The organism is Nocardioides sp. T2.26MG-1 (genome assembly GCF_950101795.1).
GTDB lineage: Bacteria > Actinomycetota > Actinomycetes > Propionibacteriales > Nocardioidaceae > Nocardioides.
Window position 1 is genome coordinate 194,716 of record NZ_CATNLZ010000035.1, and the last position, 15,956, is coordinate 210,671.

Genomic DNA, 15,956 nt, shown 5'->3' on the forward strand with positions numbered 1-15,956 from the left:
GAGCGAAGGGAATCCGTCCTGTGTCGGATCACGAAAGCCCGGATGCACCGCAGAGCATGACGATCATCGCCTGGAGCGGCGACCTGGACCGGATGTGGCCGACCCTCATCCTCGGGTCGACCGGAGCCGCCTACGGCATGCAGACGACGATCTTCTTCACGTTCTGGGGGCTCTTCCCCCTGGTGCGTGACGACGTCCGGATCACCGGCACCAACGCCATGACCAAGGCCCTGGCGGCGATGAACCGGCCGGGGATGAGCCACATGAAGCTCTCGAAGCTGCAGATGGCGGGCGCCGGCGCCTGGATGATGAAGAAGCTGGCTTCCGACCAGTCGGTCTCCAGCCCCACCGAGCTCATCGAGATGTGCCGTGACCTCGACGTGAACCTCTGGCCCTGCGAGATGACCATGGAGCTCCTGGGCCTCCGCCGTGACCAGCTCATCGAGGGGGTGGGCGAGCCGGTCGGCGCCGCCACCGCGCTCTCCGAGATGGGCAGGTCGCAGATCAACCTCTTCATCTAGGAGCGAGACCAGTGGACTCAGCAATGGAGCGAGCAATGGAGCGAGCAATGGAGCCGGCAGTGGAGTACGAGATCGACCTGACCATCGACGCCAAGGGCAAGAAGTGCCCGATGCCGGTGCTGATGACCTCCCAGGGGATCAAGAAGATCGAGTCGGGCCAGATCATGCTGGTGGAGGCCACCGACGGCGGCTCCCGCAGCGACATCCCGTCGTGGGCCAAGGACACGGGCAACGAGCTGCTGGACGCCTCCAGCGGCGACGGGTTCTACCGCTACGTCATCCGGAAGAAGTGAGGCCGGGTGCAGTACGGCTTCGCGATCGACCAGCGCACCTGCATCGGGTGCCACGCCTGCACCGTGGCGTGCAAGACCGAGCACGAGGTGCCCGTCGGCCAGTTCCGCACCTGGGTCAAGTACGTCGACTCCGGGTCGTTCCCGGACACCACCCGCTCGTTCGGGGTGATGCGGTGCAACCACTGCACCGACGCCCCGTGCGTCAAGATCTGTCCCACCCAGGCGCTCTACAAGCGTGAGGACGGCATCGTCGACTTCGACAACGAGCGCTGCATCGGCTGCAAGAGCTGCATGCAGGCCTGTCCGTACGACGCGATCTACATCGACGCGGACACCCACACGGCGGCGAAGTGCAACCTGTGCGCGCACCGGGTCGACGAGGGGCTCGAGCCCGCCTGCGTCGTGGTGTGCCCCACGCACTCCATCTGGGTGGGCGACCTCGAGGATCCCGAGAGCGGGATCGCCAAGCTGGTCGCCACCCAGCAGACCGCCGTACGCAGCCCGGAGCAGAACACCGGGCCCAACGTGTTCTACCTCGGGGCGGACCGCGCCGTCCTCGACCCGCTGGTCGCGCCGGTCGACGACACCTACATCTGGGCCAAGCCCGACGCGCAGCGGCTCCGCAACGCCGGCGACCTCACTCCGGACCCGGTGACCAACGCGCGCACCACGTTGAACACCGCCCACCCCCGGCCCTGGGGCTGGAAGGTCGTCACCTACCTGTGGACCAAGGGCGTCGGCGCCGGTGCTCTCGGACTCGCGCTGCTGGCCCACCTCATGGGCATCGGCCTCGGCGGGGTCGGTGACTACGTCGCCCCGGCGCTGGGCCTGTTCGGCGCCGCCACGACGGGCGCGCTCCTGGTGTGGGACCTCAAGCGCCCGGAGCGGTTCCTCTACATCTTCCTGAAGTCGAACTGGACCTCCTGGCTGGTGCTCGGCGCCTACGTCCTCACCGTGTTCTCCGGGGGTGCGATCCTCTGGATGCTCGCGGTCGCACTCGACATCGGCTGGGCGATGACCGTCCTGGCCTGGGTCGGGATCCCGGTCAGTGCCCTGATGGCGGCGTACACCGCGTTCCTCTTCGGCCAGGCCGAGGGCCGGGACCTGTGGCAGTCGCCGCTGCTCTTCTGGCACCTGATCGTGCAGGCCGTGATGGTCGGCAGCGGCGCGCTCGCGGTCGCCGGGCTCTTCGCCGACCTCTCCGACGACGCGTGGCGGCTGCTGGCCGTGGCGTTCGTCGTCTCCACGGTGGGGCACCTGCTGATGCTCGGCATCGAGTACGCCGGCAGGCACTCCAGCCGTCAGGCGACCATGGCCGCACACATCATCACGTCCGGCCGCTACTCGCGGCTGTTCTGGGTGGGCGCGGTCGGGCCCGCCGCCGCGGCGGCGGTCCTCGGTGCGCTCACCTGGGGCGGGCTGCCGGTCGCGCTGCTCGCGATGGCGGGCCTCGTCGTCCAGCCGGCGCTGGTCGCCTACGAAAGCGTCTTCGTCCGCGCTGGGCAGGACCCGCCTCTCTCATGACCACGAACGGAGCACCCGTGAACCCCGTGAACCCGCCCGTGAACATGCCCGGCGCCCGCCGGCACGAGGGCCTGCGCAACTACCCGCCCGTCGAGGACTGGGACCACCACGTCGAGTACGACGCCAAGGCGCACCCGCGCAAGGTGCCGCACACCTACTCGCTGATCCCGACGATCTGCTTCAACTGCGAGTCGTCGTGCGGGCTGTTGGCCTACGTCGACCACGAGGACCTCTCGATCAAGAAGTTCGAGGGCAACCCGGCCCATCCGGGGTCGCGTGGACGCAACTGCGCCAAGGGCCCGGCCACGATCAACCAGGTCCACGACCCGGAGCGGATCCTCCACCCCCTCAAGCGGGTCGGGGAGCGCGGGTCGGGCCGGTTCGAGCGGGTCGACTGGGACGAGGTGCTCGAGGACATCGCGGCCCGGGTCCGCGCGGCCATCGTCGAGGACCGCCGGGACGAGGTGATGTACCACGTCGGGCGCCCCGGGGAGGACGGGTTCGCCGAGCGGGTGCTGCAGGCGTGGGGGATCGACGGGCACAACAGCCACACCAACGTCTGCTCGTCGGGCGGCCGGAGCGGCTACACCCACTGGATGGGCTACGACCGGCCGTCGCCGGACTACGCCAACGCGAGGACGATCCTGCTGCTGTCCTCCCACCTCGAGACCGGGCACTACTTCAACCCGCACGCCCAGCGGATCATGGAGGCCAAGCAGAACGGCGCCAAGGTCGTCGTCCTCGACCTGCGGCTGTCCAACACGGCCTCGCACGCCGACCTCTGGATCTCGCCGTGGCCCGGCAGCGAGGGCGCGATCTTCCTCTCGGTGGCGTCGTACCTGCTGCGCACCGGCGCGATCGACCGGGCGTTCATCCGGCGCTGGGTGAACTGGGAGACCTACCTCCAGCGGCTGCACCCCGACGCCGAGCCCGAGTTCGAGGTGTTCCTGGAGCGTCTCACCGAGGACTACGCGCACTACTCCTTCGAGTTCGCGGCCCAGGAGGCCCACGTGCCGGTCGCGCAGATCGAGGAGCTCGCACGCCTGGTCGCCCAGGCCGGCACCAGCCTCGCCACCCACACGTGGCGCTCGGCCGCCGCCGGCAACCTCGGCGGCTGGCAGATCGCGCGCAGCCTCTTCTTCCTCAACGTCCTGACCGGCAGCGTCGGCACCGTCGGCGGCACCCACCCCAACGGCTGGGACAAGTTCATCGCGCACTTCCCGGACATGCCCGAGGCCAACGACAGCTGGAGCGAGAAGCTCTGGCCGATCGAATACCCGCTGACCACCAACGAGATGTCGATCCTCCTGCCGCACCTCCTCAAGGACGGCCGGGGCAAGCTGGACGTGTACTTCAGCCGGGTCTACAACCCGCTCTGGGTCAACCCCGACGGGTTCACCTGGATCGACGTGCTCAAGGACGCCAGCAAGATCGGCCTGCACGTCGCGCTCACCCCGACCTGGAGCGAGTCCGCCACGTTCGCCGACTACGTGCTGCCCATGGGGCACGCGTCGGAGCGCCACGACACCATGTCCTTCGAGACCCACACGTCGAAGTGGCTGGCGTTCCGCCAGCCGGTGACGCGGGTCGCGATGGAGCGCCGCGGCATCCCCTACCGGGACAGCCGGGACACCAACCCGGGCGAGGTCTGGGAGGAGAACGAGTTCTGGTTCGCGCTGTCCTGGAAGATCGATCCGGACGGCTCGCTCGGCATCCGTCGGTACTTCGAGTCGAAGGACCGACCCGGCGAGATGATGACGCAGGACGAGTACTACGAGACGCTCTTCGCCCACAGCGTCCCCGGCCTGCCCCAGGCGGCGGAGCAGCAGGGCCTGAGCCCACTGGCCTACATGCGGAAGTACGGCGTCTTCGAGATCGCCAAGGACGTCTACCGGCTCGACGAGCGCCCGCTCACCGAGGCGGAGCTGGACGGGGCGGTCGCCGACCAGAACGGCGTGCTTCGCAAGCCCGTCACCCTCGACTCCGCCCCGCCTCTCGTGGGCGAGGCCGGAGCGGTGGGGGTGGTGCACGCGGACGGCTCGAAGACGGCGGGCTGGCTCTCGCCGTCACGTAAGCTGGAGCTCTACTCCACGACGCTCGCGGACTGGGGCTGGCCGGAGCAGGCCACACCGGGCTACATCGAGTCCCACGTCTCGGCCCGGAAGATCGACCGGGCGAACGACGAGTTCGTGCTGATGCCGAACTTCCGGCTTCCGACGCTGATCCACACCCGGTCGGGCAACGCGAAGTACCTCAACGAGATCGCCAACACCCACCCCCTGTGGTTCAACCACGGGGACGCCGACGCGCTCGGCGTGGCGACCGGCGACCTGGTGCGCGTGACCACCGAGATCGGCCACTTCGTGGCCCGGGCGTGGGCGACCGAGGCGATCCGGCCCGGCGTGGTCGGGCTCTCCCACCACATGGGCCGGTGGATGCAGGAGGGCCACCCCGGCAGCCGCTGGGTGATGGGCAAGGTCGACCTGAACAGGTCGGACGACGGCATCTGGAGGCTCCGCTACCTCGAGGGGGTCAAGCCGTTCAAGAGCGACGACCCCGACTCCGAGCGCATCTACTGGGACGACCCGGGTGTGCACCAGAACCTCGCGTTCCCGGTCCAGCCGGACCCGATCTCGGGGATGCACTGCTGGCACCAGAAGGTGCGCATCGAGAAGGCGCACGAGGGTGACCAGTACGGCGACGTCGAGGTCGACGTGACCAGGTCGCGCGAGGTCTACCGGCGGTGGCTGGCGATGACCCGGCCGGGCCCGGGCCCCGACGGCCAGCGCCGCCCGGAGTTCATGATGCGGCACGTCACTCCGAAGCGGTCCGCCTACCGGATGGCTGCCGTCACCCCGAGCGGGGACGACCAGTGAGGGTCCTGCCGCGCCACCAGGTGTTCGCGACGGTCGACCTCGAGGCCGCGCGCAGCGCCGTCGGTGCCGTCCGAGACCCGGAGCTCGGCCTCACGCTGGCCGAGGCCGGCATGCTCGCCGACCTGCGGGTCGGCCGCGGCGGCGTCCTCCACGCCACGGTGCGGCTCACGACGCCGACCTGCCCGATGCGCGAGCAGATCGGCGGAGACGTCGCCACGGCCGCGGGCGCCGTGGCCGGCGTGACCCGGGTCGAGGTGCGGTTCGAGGCGATGACCGATCCCGAGCGGATGAGCCTGTCCGCGCGGCTGCGCGGAGGGCGCGAGTCAGGCCACCCGTTCGGGCCCGACTCCGGCACCCGCGTCTACGCGGTCGCCAGCGGGAAGGGCGGGGTCGGCAAGTCGACGGTGACGGCCAACCTCGCCGTGGCGCTCGCCCAGCAGGGCAAGCGGGTCGGTGTGCTCGACGCCGACGTGTGGGGCTGGTCGGTCCCGCAGCTCTTCGGCGTACGCCGGCCGCCGGTCGCGCTGAAGGGGTTGATGCTGCCGCTGCAGGCCCACGGCGTCGCGTTGATGTCGGTCGGCTTCCTCGTCGACGGCGACGAGCCGGTGGTCTGGCGCGGGCCGATGCTGCACAAGGCGATCGAGCAGTTCCTCGGTGACGTGCACTGGGGAGAGCTCGACGTGCTGCTGATCGACCTGCCTCCGGGCACCGGTGACGTCACGTTGACGCTGCTCGAGCTGCTCCCCGACGCGCAGCTGCTGGCCGTCACCACGCCGCAGGTGGCGGCGCAGACCGTGGCCGCGCGGGTGGGCCGGATGGCCCTGGACGCGCGGATGCCGGTGGCCGGGGTGATCGAGAACATGTCGGCGCTCGTCTGCTCCTCGTGCGACGCGCACACCCCGCTGTTCGGCGAGGGCGGTGGGGAGCGCCTCGCCGCCGGGCTGGGGACGGCGCTGCTCGGCCAGGTGCCCCTCGACCTCCCGCTCCGGACCGCCGGGGATCTCGGCACGCCGGCCATGGTGGCTGCCCCGGACGCCGCGTCCGTCGTGGAGCTGCGCAGGATCGCCGCAAGCCTGCCGGTGGTCCGCCGCAGCCTGGTCGGGCGTTCGCTGTCGCTGACCGTCGTGTGAGGACGGAGGTCGGGCGCAGCGGTCAGGCGCATAGCCCGTTGGCGGCGGCGGCGTCCTTGGAGCCGTTGGGGTTGCTGCCGCTGACGGCACCCTTGCCGAGCTTGCCCAGCGGCTCGTCGTCGGTCACCTTCTGCCACAGCTGCTCGGCGTCCGGGGTGAACCGCAGCCGGCCCCAGTTGGGGTCGCCGACCGGGAAGTCGGTCGTCGGCGCGGTGACGAACTTGATGTGCTGGAGGTCGGCGCCGTTGACCGACATCGCGAGCTTGACGAGCTTGCCGGCGCTGGCCAGGTCGGGGCTGGTCTCGATCGAGCCGGTGAGGGCCCGGGCGAAGCTGTAGAGGCGGTCCGGCCTGGTCAGTGTGTCGGCGGACTTCACCTTCCCGATCATCGAGGCGATGAACGCCTGCTGGCGCTTCATCCGGCCCAGGTCGGAGTTCGCCGTCGAGTGCCGCTCCCGCACGTACTGCAGGGCCCGGTCGCCGTCGAGGGTCTGGGTGCCCGCGTCGAAGTGGATGTGCGCCAACTCGTCGTCGATCGGCTCCGGGATGCAGACCTCGACGCCGTGGACGGCGTCCACCATGCCCTTGAAGCCGCCGAAGTTCAGCGTGATGTAGGAGTCGACGTAGATGCCGGTCACGGCCTCGAGCTGCTTGACCGTGCACTCCGGCCCGCCCAGGGCGAACGCCTCGTTCCACGGCACGTCCTGCGCGCCCGGCACGGTCTCGCTGCCGTTGGTGCAGTCCGGTCGGTCGACGAGGATGTCGCGCGCGATCGAGATGCCGTACGCCGACTTCCGGCCGTCCTCGACATGGATCAGCATCGTGGTGTCCGAGCCGCCCTCGCCCGCTTCCTTGTCGATGTCGCAGCCCTCGCAGTCGCGGGCGTCGCTGCCCATGACGAGGATGTTGAGCTCCGAGGTGTCCAGCACCGGCTTGGGGCGGCTCACCTCGTGGTCGATGGGCTCGCCGGCGGTGATCCCGCTGTCGATGCGGTTGTAGGCGAACACCACGGTCGCGGCGGTGACCATCGCGATCACGAGCTCGGCCACGACGATCACCCGCAGGGCGGTGCGGCGGTGGTGGCGAGCGACTTCGGGCACGTCGGGATCCTTCCAGAGGACTCCCGAGATCCGTGGGCTTCCAGCGTACGTGCCCACCGGAAGTCGACCCCGGGATAGGCTCGTGGTCGTGTCCGATTCCCGCCAGAGGATGTCGGCGGCGCCAGTCAGGATGGTGCCATGACCAGCACCGAGAGGCACGACGCGCGACTCGACCGCGAGTCCTGCTACCGCGCCGTCAAGTCGCGCGACCGGCGGTTCGACGGCGTCTTCTACACCGCGGTGAGCACCACCGGCATCTACTGCCGGCCCTCCTGCCCGGCGCGGACCCCGGCGTTCCACAACGTCACGTTCCACCCGAGCGCCGCCTCCGCGCAGGGCGCCGGCTACCGCGCCTGCAAGCGCTGCCTGCCCGACGCGACCCCGGGCAGCCCCGACTGGGACGTCGCCGCCACGGCAGCCGGCCGCGCGATGCGCCTAATCGCGGACGGCGTGGTGGACCGCGAGGGCGTCGAAGGCCTCGCCCGGCGGGTCGGCTACACCCCGCGCCACCTGACCCGCATCCTCACGTCCGAGCTCGGCGCGGGACCGCTCGCGCTCGCCCGGGCCAAGCGGGCGCAGACCGCGCGAGTGCTCATCGAGACCACCGAGCTCACCTACGCCGACGTCGCGTTCGCGTCCGGCTTCTCCAGCGTCCGGCAGTTCAACGACACCATCCGCGAGGTCTACGCCGCGTCACCCACCGACCTGCGCGGCCGCCGCGGCGGCCACGCCGCCACCACCGGCACGGTGACGATGCGGCTCGCGGTGCGCACGCCGTACCTTGGCTCCGCACTGCTGTCGTTCCTCGCCACCCGCGCGGTGCCGGGGGTCGAGGCCGCGGGGCCGGGCTGGTACGCCCGGACGCTCGCGCTCCCGCACGGGTCGGGCACGGTCCGGCTCGAGGTGCCCGACAGCAAGGAGCCCGGGCAGACCGCCTTCGCGGTCGCGACGTTCGCGCTCGACGACCTGCGCGACACCGCCGCGGCCACCGAACGGGTGCGCCGGATGCTCGACGCCGACTGCGACCCGCTGGCGGTCGCCGACGCGTTCGCCGGCGACCCGGTGGTCGGGCCGCTCGCGCGGACGTGGCCGGGGCTGCGCGTGCCGGGCCACGTCGACGGCCACGAGATCGCGGTCCGCGCCGTGCTCGGCCAGCAGGTCAGCGTCGCCGGGGCGCGCACGGTCGCGGCCCGGCTCGTCGAGACCCATGGCCGGCCGGTCGCCCACCCGACCGAGGGACTCACCCACCTGTTCCCCGACGCCGGGACGCTCGCCGGCCTGTCGCCCGAGGACCTGCCGATGCCGCGCGCCCGCGGGCGGGCGCTGATCGCCCTGTGCGAGGCACTGGCGAGTGGAGACCTCGCGCTCGACCGTGGGCCCGACCGCGACGACGTACGCCGGGCGCTGCTGGCGATCCCCGGCATCGGGCCGTGGACTGCCGACTACATCGCGCTGCGCGCGCTCGGCCATCCCGACGTGTTCCTGCCGACCGACGTCGGCATCCGCGACGCCCTGGCCGGCCTCGGCCACGACCCGTCGACCGCGGACGAGCTGGCCCGGGGCTGGTCGCCCTGGCGCTCGTACGCCCAGCTGTACCTCTGGCAGACCCTCGTGGCCCTCGGGAAGGAGAACTGAGATGTGGACCGTGATCGACTCGCCGATCGGCGAGCTGCGACTGGTCGAGCACAACGGCGCGATCACCGCGATCGAGTTCTCGCCGTTCCGTGACTCAGACGGGCGTCCCCGGGGCGACCGCGACGATGCCCACCCGCTGCTCGTCGAGGCGGCCCGCCAGCTGCGGGCCTACTTCGACCGCGACCTCAAGGAGTTCGACCTGCCGCTGGCCCCTGCCGGCAGCGCGTTCCAGCAGCGGGTGTGGGCCGAGCTGCTCGGCGTCGCGTGGGGCGAGACCGCGTCGTACGGCGAGGTCGCGCACCGCCTCGGCATGACCAACGCCGCCTCGCGGGCCGTCGGCCTGGCCAACGGCCGCAACCCGATCCCGATCGTGATCCCGTGCCACCGCATCATCGGCGCCAACGGCACCCTCACCGGCTACGCCGGCGGCCTCCCCCGCAAGCAGCTGCTCCTCGAGCTCGAGCAGGATGCTTTGTTCTGAAAGACGTTGACCCGCCCGAAACTTTCGGGCGGGTCAACGTCACGAGCTCGAGCCGCCCGAAAGTTTCGGGCGGGTCAACCTATTCGGCGGCAGCCCGCCGCAGTGACTCGCTGAGCCGCTCGGCGGCGGCGAGTACGGCGGGGGCGTGCATCCGGCCGGGCTGGCGCGAGAGCCGCTCGAGCGGGCCGGAGACCGACACGGCGGCGATCACCTTGCCGCCGGGGGAGCGGACCGGGGCGGACACCGAGGCGACGCCCTGCTCACGCTCACCGACGGACTGCGCCCAGCCACGGCGGCGGATGCCGGAGAGCGCGGCCGCGGAGAACGCGGCGTTCTGGAGGCCGCGGTGCATCCGCTCTGGGTCCTCCCAGGCCAGCAGGATCTGCGCGGCCGACCCGGCGCGCATGGTGAGCTGCGAGCCGACCGGGATCGTGTCGCGCAGGCCGCTGGGCCGCTCGGCGGCGGCGACGCAGACTCGGTGCTCGCCCTGGCGCCGCCACAGCTGGGCGGACTCGCCGGTGATGTCGCGCAGGCGGGCGAGCACGGGGCCCGCGGTCGCCAGCAGACGGTCCTCGCCGGCCGCGGCCGAGAGCTCCGCGAGCCGCGGCCCGAGCACGAAGCGGCCCTGCATGTCGCGGGCCACGAGACGGTGGTGCTCGAGGGCGACGGCCAGCCGGTGGGCGGTCGGCCGGGCCAGTCCGGTGCCGGCGACCAGGCCCGCGAGCGTCGCCGGACCCGCCTCGAGGGCGGTGAGCACGAGGGCGGCCTTGTCGAGGACGCCCACTCCGCTGGAATTGTCCATATGGCAATACTGGCGTCTCAGATCATGGGACGCAAGCGTTAGCATCTGTGATGTTGTCGAAGGAGGCGGCCCGATGAGTCGGGCCATCGCGAGCGCACGAGGGAGAGAGTCATGGGCAAGACCTTGGCCGAGAAGGTCTGGGACGAGCACGTCGTCCGGTCGACACCAGGGGAGCCGGACCTCCTCTACATCGACCTCCACCTGATCCACGAGGTCACCTCCCCGCAGGCGTTCGACGGGCTCCGTCTCGCCGGCCGCACGGTGCGCCGGCCCGACCTCACCATCGCGACCGAGGACCACAACGTCCCCACCCTCGACTGGGACAAGCCGATCGCCGACCCGGTGTCCAAGACCCAGGTCGACACGCTGCGCCGCAACTGCGAGGAGTTCGGGGTCCGGCTGCATCCGCTCGGCGACGTCGAGCAGGGCATCGTCCACGTCGTCGGTCCCCAGCTCGGGCTCACCCAGCCCGGCATGACGATCGTCTGCGGCGACAGCCACACCAGCACCCACGGTGCGTTCGGCGCGATCGCGTTCGGCATCGGCACGTCCGAGGTCGAGCACGTGCTCGCGACCCAGACGCTGATGCAGGCCAAGCCCAAGACCATGGCCGTGACCATCGAGGGCAGCCTGCCGCCGGGCGTCACCGCCAAGGACATGGTGCTGACGCTGATCGCGCACACCGGCACCGGCGGCGGCCAGGGCTACATCGTCGAGTACCGCGGCCAGGCCGTCGAGGAGCTCTCGATGGAGGCCCGGATGACGGTCTGCAACATGTCGATCGAGTGGGGCGCCAAGGCCGGCCTCATCGCGCCCGACCAGACGACCTTCGACTACATCGAGGGCCGGCCCGAGGCGCCGAAGGGCGCCGACTGGGACGCCGCCGTCGCCCACTGGAAGACGCTGGTCACCGACCCCGACGCTCACTTCGACAAGGAGATCGTGCTCGACGCGAGCACGATGACCCCGTTCGTCACCTGGGGCACCAACCCGGGACAGGGCGTGCCGCTGGGCGGTGCCGTCCCCGACCCTTCGCAGTACGACGACGACTCCGACCGCATCGCCGCCGAGAAGGCGTGCGAGTACATGGGCCTCGAGCCCGGCACGCCCATGCGCGACATCAAGGTCGACACGGTCTTCATCGGCTCGTGCACGAACGGCCGCATCGAGGACCTCCGCGCCGCCGCCGCGATCATCAAGGGCCGCCAGGTCGACAAGGACACCCGCCTGCTGGTGGTGCCCGGCTCGGTGCGGGTGCGCCTGCAGGCCGAGGAGGAGGGCCTCGACGTCATCTTCAAGGAGGCCGGCGCCGAGTGGCGTGGTGCCGGCTGCTCGATGTGCCTGGGCATGAACCCCGACACCCTGTCGCCGGGGGAGCGCAGCGCGTCGACCTCCAACCGCAACTTCGAGGGACGGCAGGGCAAGGGCGGCCGCACCCACCTGGTCTCGGTGCCGGTGGCCGCGGCGACCGCGATCCGCGGCACGCTCTCCTCGCCCGCCGACCTCGACTGACTCCTGCACCGAACGGAACAGCTGACATGGACAAGTTCACCACCCACACCGGCGTCGGCGTCCCGCTGCGCCGCAGCAACGTCGACACCGACCAGATCATCCCGGCGGTCTACCTCAAGCGCGTGACGCGCACCGGCTTCGAGGACGGGCTGTTCGCCGCCTGGCGCAACGACCCGGGTTTCGTGCTCAACAACGAGGCGTACGCCGGCGGTTCGGTCCTGGTGGCCGGTCCCGACTTCGGCACCGGCTCCTCGCGGGAGCACGCCGTCTGGGCCCTGCAGAACTACGGCTTCAAGGCCGTGATCTCGCCCCGGTTCGCCGACATCTTCCGCGGCAACTCCGGCAAGGCCGGCCTGCTCGCAGCGCAGGTCGACGAGAAGGTCGTCCAGAGGCTGTGGGACCTCCTCGAGGAGCACCCCGGCACCACGGTGACGGTCGACCTGGAGTCGCGCACGGTCCGCGCTGGTGAGGGAGCCGACGCGATCGAGGACTCCTTCGACATCGACGACTACACGCGCTGGCGGCTGCTCGAGGGCCTCGACGACATCGGCATCACCCTCGGGCACGCCGACGAGATCGCGTCCTACGAGTCGACGCGGCCCAGTTGGAAGCCCGCGACGATCCACGCGATCTAACGGTCGGCCAAGACGCTCCAAGAGGGCGGAATCCCAAGCAGGCTTGGGATTCCGCCCTCTCTGTTTGCCCAATCCCGCTCTGCTGACCGGATTCCGCGAAGAGAAGATTCAGAAAAACACGGGCGAAAACACCCTGTGGTGATTGTGAGTGAGGCCACGAATACCTAGCGTGCGTTGAAGAAAGTCGGGCACGAGCTCGACCACTTGTCGTTCATTGGAAGGGAAGACAGTGAACAAGTCAGAGTTCATCGACGCGCTGGCTGCGCGTTACGAGGGGAACCGCAAGGCTGCGGCGCACGCTCTCGAGTCCGTGCTGGACACGATCACGCGCGAGGTCGCGAAGGGCGAGAAGGTCGCCATCACGGGCTTCGGGTCCTTCGAGAAGCGGGTGCGTGAGGCTCGTTGGGTGCGTAATCCGCAGACCGGTGCGCGCATCAAGGCGAAGAAGACCGCCGTTCCGAAGTTCACCGCCGGCGCAGACCTCAAGAACGTCGTCTCGGGTGCCAAGAAGCTCCCGAAGCTGACGTTGGCTGCCGGTCCGGCCGCGGCGAAGAAGGCCTCGGCCGCCGCGAAGAAGGCGTCGCCGGTCAAGGCCTCCGCGTCGGCCAAGAAGGCCGCGCCGGCCAAGAAGGCCGCTCCGGCCAAGAAGGCTGCTCCGGCGAAGAAGGCGCCTGCTGCCAAGAAGGCTCCGGCCAAGAAGACGGCGGCGAAGTCGACGCCTGCCAAGAAGACGACGACCGCCAAGGCCGTCGCCAAGAAGACGCCCGCCAAGAAGGCGCCGGCCAAGAAGGCGCCTGCTGCGAAGAAGGCTCCGGCCAAGAAGGCCCCTGCCAAGAAGACGGCCAAGAAGGCCTGACGCTCAGCGCTCGACGGGCCGCCACCCTCGCGGGTGGCGGCCCGTCGTCATGTCCGGGTCGTGGAGCGGGGTCAGGTCGGGGGGACGACGGCCGCGGTGTAGCGGCCGACTCCGAGGGCGACGGCATCCCGCAGGTCGTCGAGGTCGTCCACGTCTCGTCGCAGCGAGGGCGCCACGTCGACCAGCTCCTGGGCCCCGGCGCGCCGGTGCTCCCGCCGCGAGGCCGGCCCGAAGCGTGGGTCGAACTCGTCGACGGCCGCGGCGTACATCGTGGTGCCGACTCCCGCGGCGTCCGGCACGAACCACGGGTGCGCGGTGAGGACCCGCGCCAGGGTGTCGTCGAGGTCGGCGACCCGCAACGCGGGCAGGTCGGCGCAGAGCGCCACCGGCCGCAGGTGCGGCCAGCGTCGTCCGGCCTCGGCCGCGGCCTGTCGCAGGGTGCCGTTGAGGTCGCCGCTCACCCCGTCGGGCAGCGACGCCGCGCCGAGCTCGCCGACCAGGGAGGCGACGTGCACGTCGTCGGTGACCACCAGCACCCGGGCGACCGCGACCGACGCCACGCAGGCCGCGACCGTGTCCAGGGCGAAGGCCTCCGCCAAGGCGCGTCGCGACCCCGGGCCCAGACCCACGAGCCGGGACTTGCCGACGGCGGGAGGCTTCACCGGGATGAGCGCGGCGTACTGCTGGTCGGACATCCCCACGATCCTGTCAGGTGCGTCCGGCCGGCCCGGCGCGGCGTCCCCGCGATGGGACGGGTGGCAGCGGGGCGACCGAGTAGCCTGCGTCCGTGACGGTACGCAAGCTCCAGCAGAGGCGCGGATGGGCGTGGAACCTCGCGGTTCCCATCATCAAGCCGCTGCTGCTGGCCACGACCACGCGTGAGTGGATCGGTGGCGAGAACATCCCCGAGTCGGGCGGGTTCATCCTCGCGCTCAACCACGTCTCGCACGTCGACCCGTTGACTGCTGCGCACATCGTCTACGACCACGGACGGCTGCCGCGCTACCTGGCCAAGTCCGGCCTGTTCAAGAGCCGCGCGGGCGCGTGGTTCTTCACCGCCGCCGGCCAGATCCCCGTCGAGCGGCTCACCAAGAACGCCGTGGGCGCCTACGACGCCGCGGTCGAGGCGGTCCGTCGCGGCGAGTGCGTGGTGGTCTACCCCGAGGGCACCATCACCCGCGACCCGGGCGGCTGGCCGATGACCGGCAAGTCTGGGGCTGCGCGGATCGCGCTCGCGACCGGCTGCCCGGTCATCCCGGTCGGGCAGTGGGGCGCGCAGCAGCTGCTGGCGCCGTACACGAAGAAGCCCGACCTGTTCCCGCGCAAGAAGATCACCATGAAGGTCGGCACGCCCGTCGACCTCTCCGACCTGGTCGACCAGCCGCGCACAGGCGCGGTGGTCCAGCAGGCGACCGACCGGATCATGGCCGCGATCACCGCGCTCGTCGAGGACGTGCGCGGCGAGACCGCGCCGGCCGAGCGCTTCGACATGAAGAAGGCCGGGGTGCGCCAGATCGGCAACCCGAACAAGAAGGACCGCGCATGAGCACGGGCAAGGTCGCGGTGTTCAGCGCCGGGTCGTGGGGCACCGCGTTCTCGCTAGTGCTCGCCGATGCCGGCAACGACGTGACGATGTGGGCCCGCCGCGAGGAGGTCGCCTCGGCGATCAACGAGCAGCGGGAGAACCCCGAGTACCTCCCCGGCGTCGAGCTCCCGCCGCACGTCTCCGCGACGCACGACGTCGAGAAGGCGCTGCACGGCGCAGACGTCGTCGTGCTCGCCACCCCGTCGCAGACGCTGCGGGGCAACCTCACCGAGTGGGCGCCGTACGTCGAGCAGGACGCGGTGTTCGTCTCGCTGATGAAGGGAGTCGAGCTCGGCACCCTGGAGCGGATGAGCCAGGTGATCGCCGAGGTGACCGGCGCCGGCCCGGAGCGGATCGCGGTCGTCAGCGGCCCCAACCTCGCCAAGGAGATCGCCCGTCGCGAGCCCGCGGCGTCGGTCGTCGCCTGCGAGGACGAGGCGGTCGCGAAGCTGCTCCAGGCGCGGATCCACTCACCGGCGTTCCGTCCCTACACCAGCGTCGACGTGCTCGGCTGCGAGCTCGGCGGTGCCTACAAGAACGTCGTCGCCCTCGCGGTCGGCATGGCCGTGGGGCTCGGGTTCGGCGACAACACGACCGCGTCGGTGATCACCCGGGGCCTCGCCGAGACCGCGCGGCTGGCGATGGCGCTCGGCGCCAACCCCCTCACGCTGATGGGCCTGGCGGGCCTGGGCGACCTGGTCGCCACCTGCTCCTCACCGCTCTCGCGCAACCGCACGTTCGGGGAGAAGCTCGGCCAGGGCTTGACGGCCGCGGAGATCTACGCGACGACCCGCCAGGTCGCCGAGGGAGCCAAGTCGTGCACGTCGCTGCTGGCCCTCGCCGACCGCACCGGCATCGACGCCCCGATCGCCCACCACGTCACCGCGGTCGTCGACGGCCGGATGACCGCGCAGGAGATGATGGACGCCTTCATCGCCCGCGACACCAAGGCTGAGACGGACTGAGACGAGCAGCGTCGCGCGAGGAACGAGCGCGGCGCGTGGGCT

Annotated in this window: 15 protein-coding genes; 12 read left to right on the top strand and 3 right to left on the bottom strand. The window is 71.0% G+C overall.

Annotated elements, in window-relative coordinates:
• Nucleotides 1-56: 56 nt before the first annotated feature.
• Genes QQZ14_RS22875 through QQZ14_RS22895 form a run of 5 tightly spaced genes read left to right on the top strand, consistent with a single transcriptional unit; the run spans nt 57 to nt 6,344 of the window.
• Nucleotides 57-521: a DsrE/DsrF/DrsH-like family protein gene (locus QQZ14_RS22875; protein WP_284536733.1), complete on the top strand. Its 465-nt coding sequence runs from the start codon at nt 57-59 to the stop codon at nt 519-521.
• 47 nt (nt 522-568) lie between these two features.
• Nucleotides 569-814: a sulfurtransferase TusA family protein gene (locus QQZ14_RS22880; RefSeq protein WP_284536734.1), complete on the top strand. Its 246-nt coding sequence runs from the start codon at nt 569-571 to the stop codon at nt 812-814.
• Between the two features lie 6 nt (nt 815-820).
• A complete protein-coding gene (locus QQZ14_RS22885) occupies nt 821-2,338 on the top strand; it encodes a 4Fe-4S dicluster domain-containing protein (RefSeq protein WP_284536735.1) in 1,518 nt (505 codons plus the stop codon).
• Nucleotides 2,335-5,214 (top strand): molybdopterin-dependent oxidoreductase, encoded by a 2,880-nt coding sequence (locus QQZ14_RS22890; RefSeq protein WP_284536736.1) that lies wholly within the window; start codon nt 2,335-2,337, stop codon nt 5,212-5,214. Before QQZ14_RS22885 ends, QQZ14_RS22890 begins: the two co-directional genes overlap by 4 nt.
• Complete coding sequence (locus QQZ14_RS22895) at nt 5,211-6,344, top strand: Mrp/NBP35 family ATP-binding protein (RefSeq protein WP_284536737.1); 1,134 nt, start codon at nt 5,211-5,213, stop codon at nt 6,342-6,344. The genes QQZ14_RS22890 and QQZ14_RS22895 overlap by 4 nt, the downstream gene beginning before the upstream one ends.
• A gap of 22 nt (nt 6,345-6,366) precedes the next feature.
• On the opposite strand, the gene QQZ14_RS22900 is transcribed toward QQZ14_RS22895, so the two are convergent.
• Complete coding sequence (locus QQZ14_RS22900; protein ID WP_284536738.1) at nt 6,367-7,443, bottom strand: LCP family protein; 1,077 nt, start codon at nt 7,441-7,443, stop codon at nt 6,367-6,369.
• Nucleotides 7,444-7,581: 138 nt separating this feature from the next.
• Between QQZ14_RS22900 and QQZ14_RS22905 the strand changes: the two genes are divergently transcribed.
• Together QQZ14_RS22905 and QQZ14_RS22910 are read left to right on the top strand one after the other, a co-directional pair.
• Entirely contained in the window at nt 7,582-9,078 is a 1,497-nt protein-coding gene (locus tag QQZ14_RS22905) for a DNA-3-methyladenine glycosylase 2 (protein WP_284536739.1), read from the top strand.
• 1 nt (nt 9,079) lies between these two features.
• Entirely contained in the window at nt 9,080-9,559 is a 480-nt protein-coding gene (locus QQZ14_RS22910) for a methylated-DNA--[protein]-cysteine S-methyltransferase (RefSeq protein ID WP_284536740.1), read from the top strand.
• Between the two features lie 79 nt (nt 9,560-9,638).
• On the opposite strand, the gene QQZ14_RS22915 is transcribed toward QQZ14_RS22910, so the two are convergent.
• Nucleotides 9,639-10,361: an IclR family transcriptional regulator gene (locus QQZ14_RS22915; RefSeq protein WP_284536741.1), complete on the bottom strand. Its 723-nt coding sequence runs from the start codon at nt 10,359-10,361 to the stop codon at nt 9,639-9,641.
• A 111-nt stretch (nt 10,362-10,472) separates the two neighbouring features.
• Here QQZ14_RS22915 and leuC point away from each other — a divergent pair, with 111 nt between their 5' ends.
• The 3 genes from leuC (at nt 10,473) to QQZ14_RS22930 (ending at nt 13,364) form a co-directional block, all read left to right on the top strand.
• On the top strand, nt 10,473-11,873 hold the full coding sequence (leuC, locus tag QQZ14_RS22920) for a 3-isopropylmalate dehydratase large subunit (RefSeq protein ID WP_284536742.1): 1,401 nt from the start codon (nt 10,473-10,475) through the stop codon (nt 11,871-11,873).
• Between the two features lie 26 nt (nt 11,874-11,899).
• Nucleotides 11,900-12,508, top strand: a complete 609-nt coding sequence (leuD, locus tag QQZ14_RS22925) for a 3-isopropylmalate dehydratase small subunit (protein WP_284536743.1) — start codon at nt 11,900-11,902, stop codon at nt 12,506-12,508.
• A 229-nt stretch (nt 12,509-12,737) separates the two neighbouring features.
• Complete coding sequence (locus QQZ14_RS22930) at nt 12,738-13,364, top strand: HU family DNA-binding protein (protein WP_284536744.1); 627 nt, start codon at nt 12,738-12,740, stop codon at nt 13,362-13,364.
• 71 nt (nt 13,365-13,435) lie between these two features.
• Here the strand turns inward: QQZ14_RS22930 and cofC are convergent, their stop codons facing one another.
• Nucleotides 13,436-14,059, bottom strand: a complete 624-nt coding sequence (gene cofC, locus QQZ14_RS22935; protein WP_284536745.1) for a 2-phospho-L-lactate guanylyltransferase — start codon at nt 14,057-14,059, stop codon at nt 13,436-13,438.
• Nucleotides 14,060-14,151: 92 nt separating this feature from the next.
• On the opposite strand from cofC, the gene QQZ14_RS22940 reads away from it, so the two are divergent.
• Both QQZ14_RS22940 and QQZ14_RS22945 read left to right on the top strand, forming a co-directional pair.
• A complete protein-coding gene (locus QQZ14_RS22940) occupies nt 14,152-14,910 on the top strand; it encodes a lysophospholipid acyltransferase family protein (protein ID WP_284536746.1) in 759 nt (252 codons plus the stop codon).
• Nucleotides 14,907-15,914, top strand: a complete 1,008-nt coding sequence (locus tag QQZ14_RS22945; protein WP_284536747.1) for an NAD(P)H-dependent glycerol-3-phosphate dehydrogenase — start codon at nt 14,907-14,909, stop codon at nt 15,912-15,914. The genes QQZ14_RS22940 and QQZ14_RS22945 overlap by 4 nt, the downstream gene beginning before the upstream one ends.
• The last annotated feature ends 42 nt before the right edge of the window (nt 15,915-15,956 follow it).

Excerpts from the sequence above, each read along its gene's own strand:
- QQZ14_RS22875 (WP_284536733.1), top strand. The coding sequence starts at position 57 with ATGACGATCATCGCCTGGAGCGGCGACCTGGACCGGATGTGGCCGACC.
- QQZ14_RS22945 (WP_284536747.1), top strand. The coding sequence starts at position 14,907 with ATGAGCACGGGCAAGGTCGCGGTGTTCAGCGCCGGGTCGTGGGGCACC.
- QQZ14_RS22915 (WP_284536741.1), bottom strand. The coding sequence starts at position 10,361 with ATGGACAATTCCAGCGGAGTGGGCGTCCTCGACAAGGCCGCCCTCGTG.
- QQZ14_RS22880 (WP_284536734.1), top strand. The coding sequence starts at position 569 with ATGGAGCCGGCAGTGGAGTACGAGATCGACCTGACCATCGACGCCAAG.
- leuC (WP_284536742.1), top strand. The coding sequence starts at position 10,473 with ATGGGCAAGACCTTGGCCGAGAAGGTCTGGGACGAGCACGTCGTCCGG.
- leuD (WP_284536743.1), top strand. The coding sequence starts at position 11,900 with ATGGACAAGTTCACCACCCACACCGGCGTCGGCGTCCCGCTGCGCCGC.
- QQZ14_RS22890 (WP_284536736.1), top strand. The coding sequence starts at position 2,335 with ATGACCACGAACGGAGCACCCGTGAACCCCGTGAACCCGCCCGTGAAC.
- QQZ14_RS22910 (WP_284536740.1), top strand. The coding sequence starts at position 9,080 with ATGTGGACCGTGATCGACTCGCCGATCGGCGAGCTGCGACTGGTCGAG.
- cofC (WP_284536745.1), bottom strand. The coding sequence starts at position 14,059 with ATGTCCGACCAGCAGTACGCCGCGCTCATCCCGGTGAAGCCTCCCGCC.
- QQZ14_RS22905 (WP_284536739.1), top strand. The coding sequence starts at position 7,582 with ATGACCAGCACCGAGAGGCACGACGCGCGACTCGACCGCGAGTCCTGC.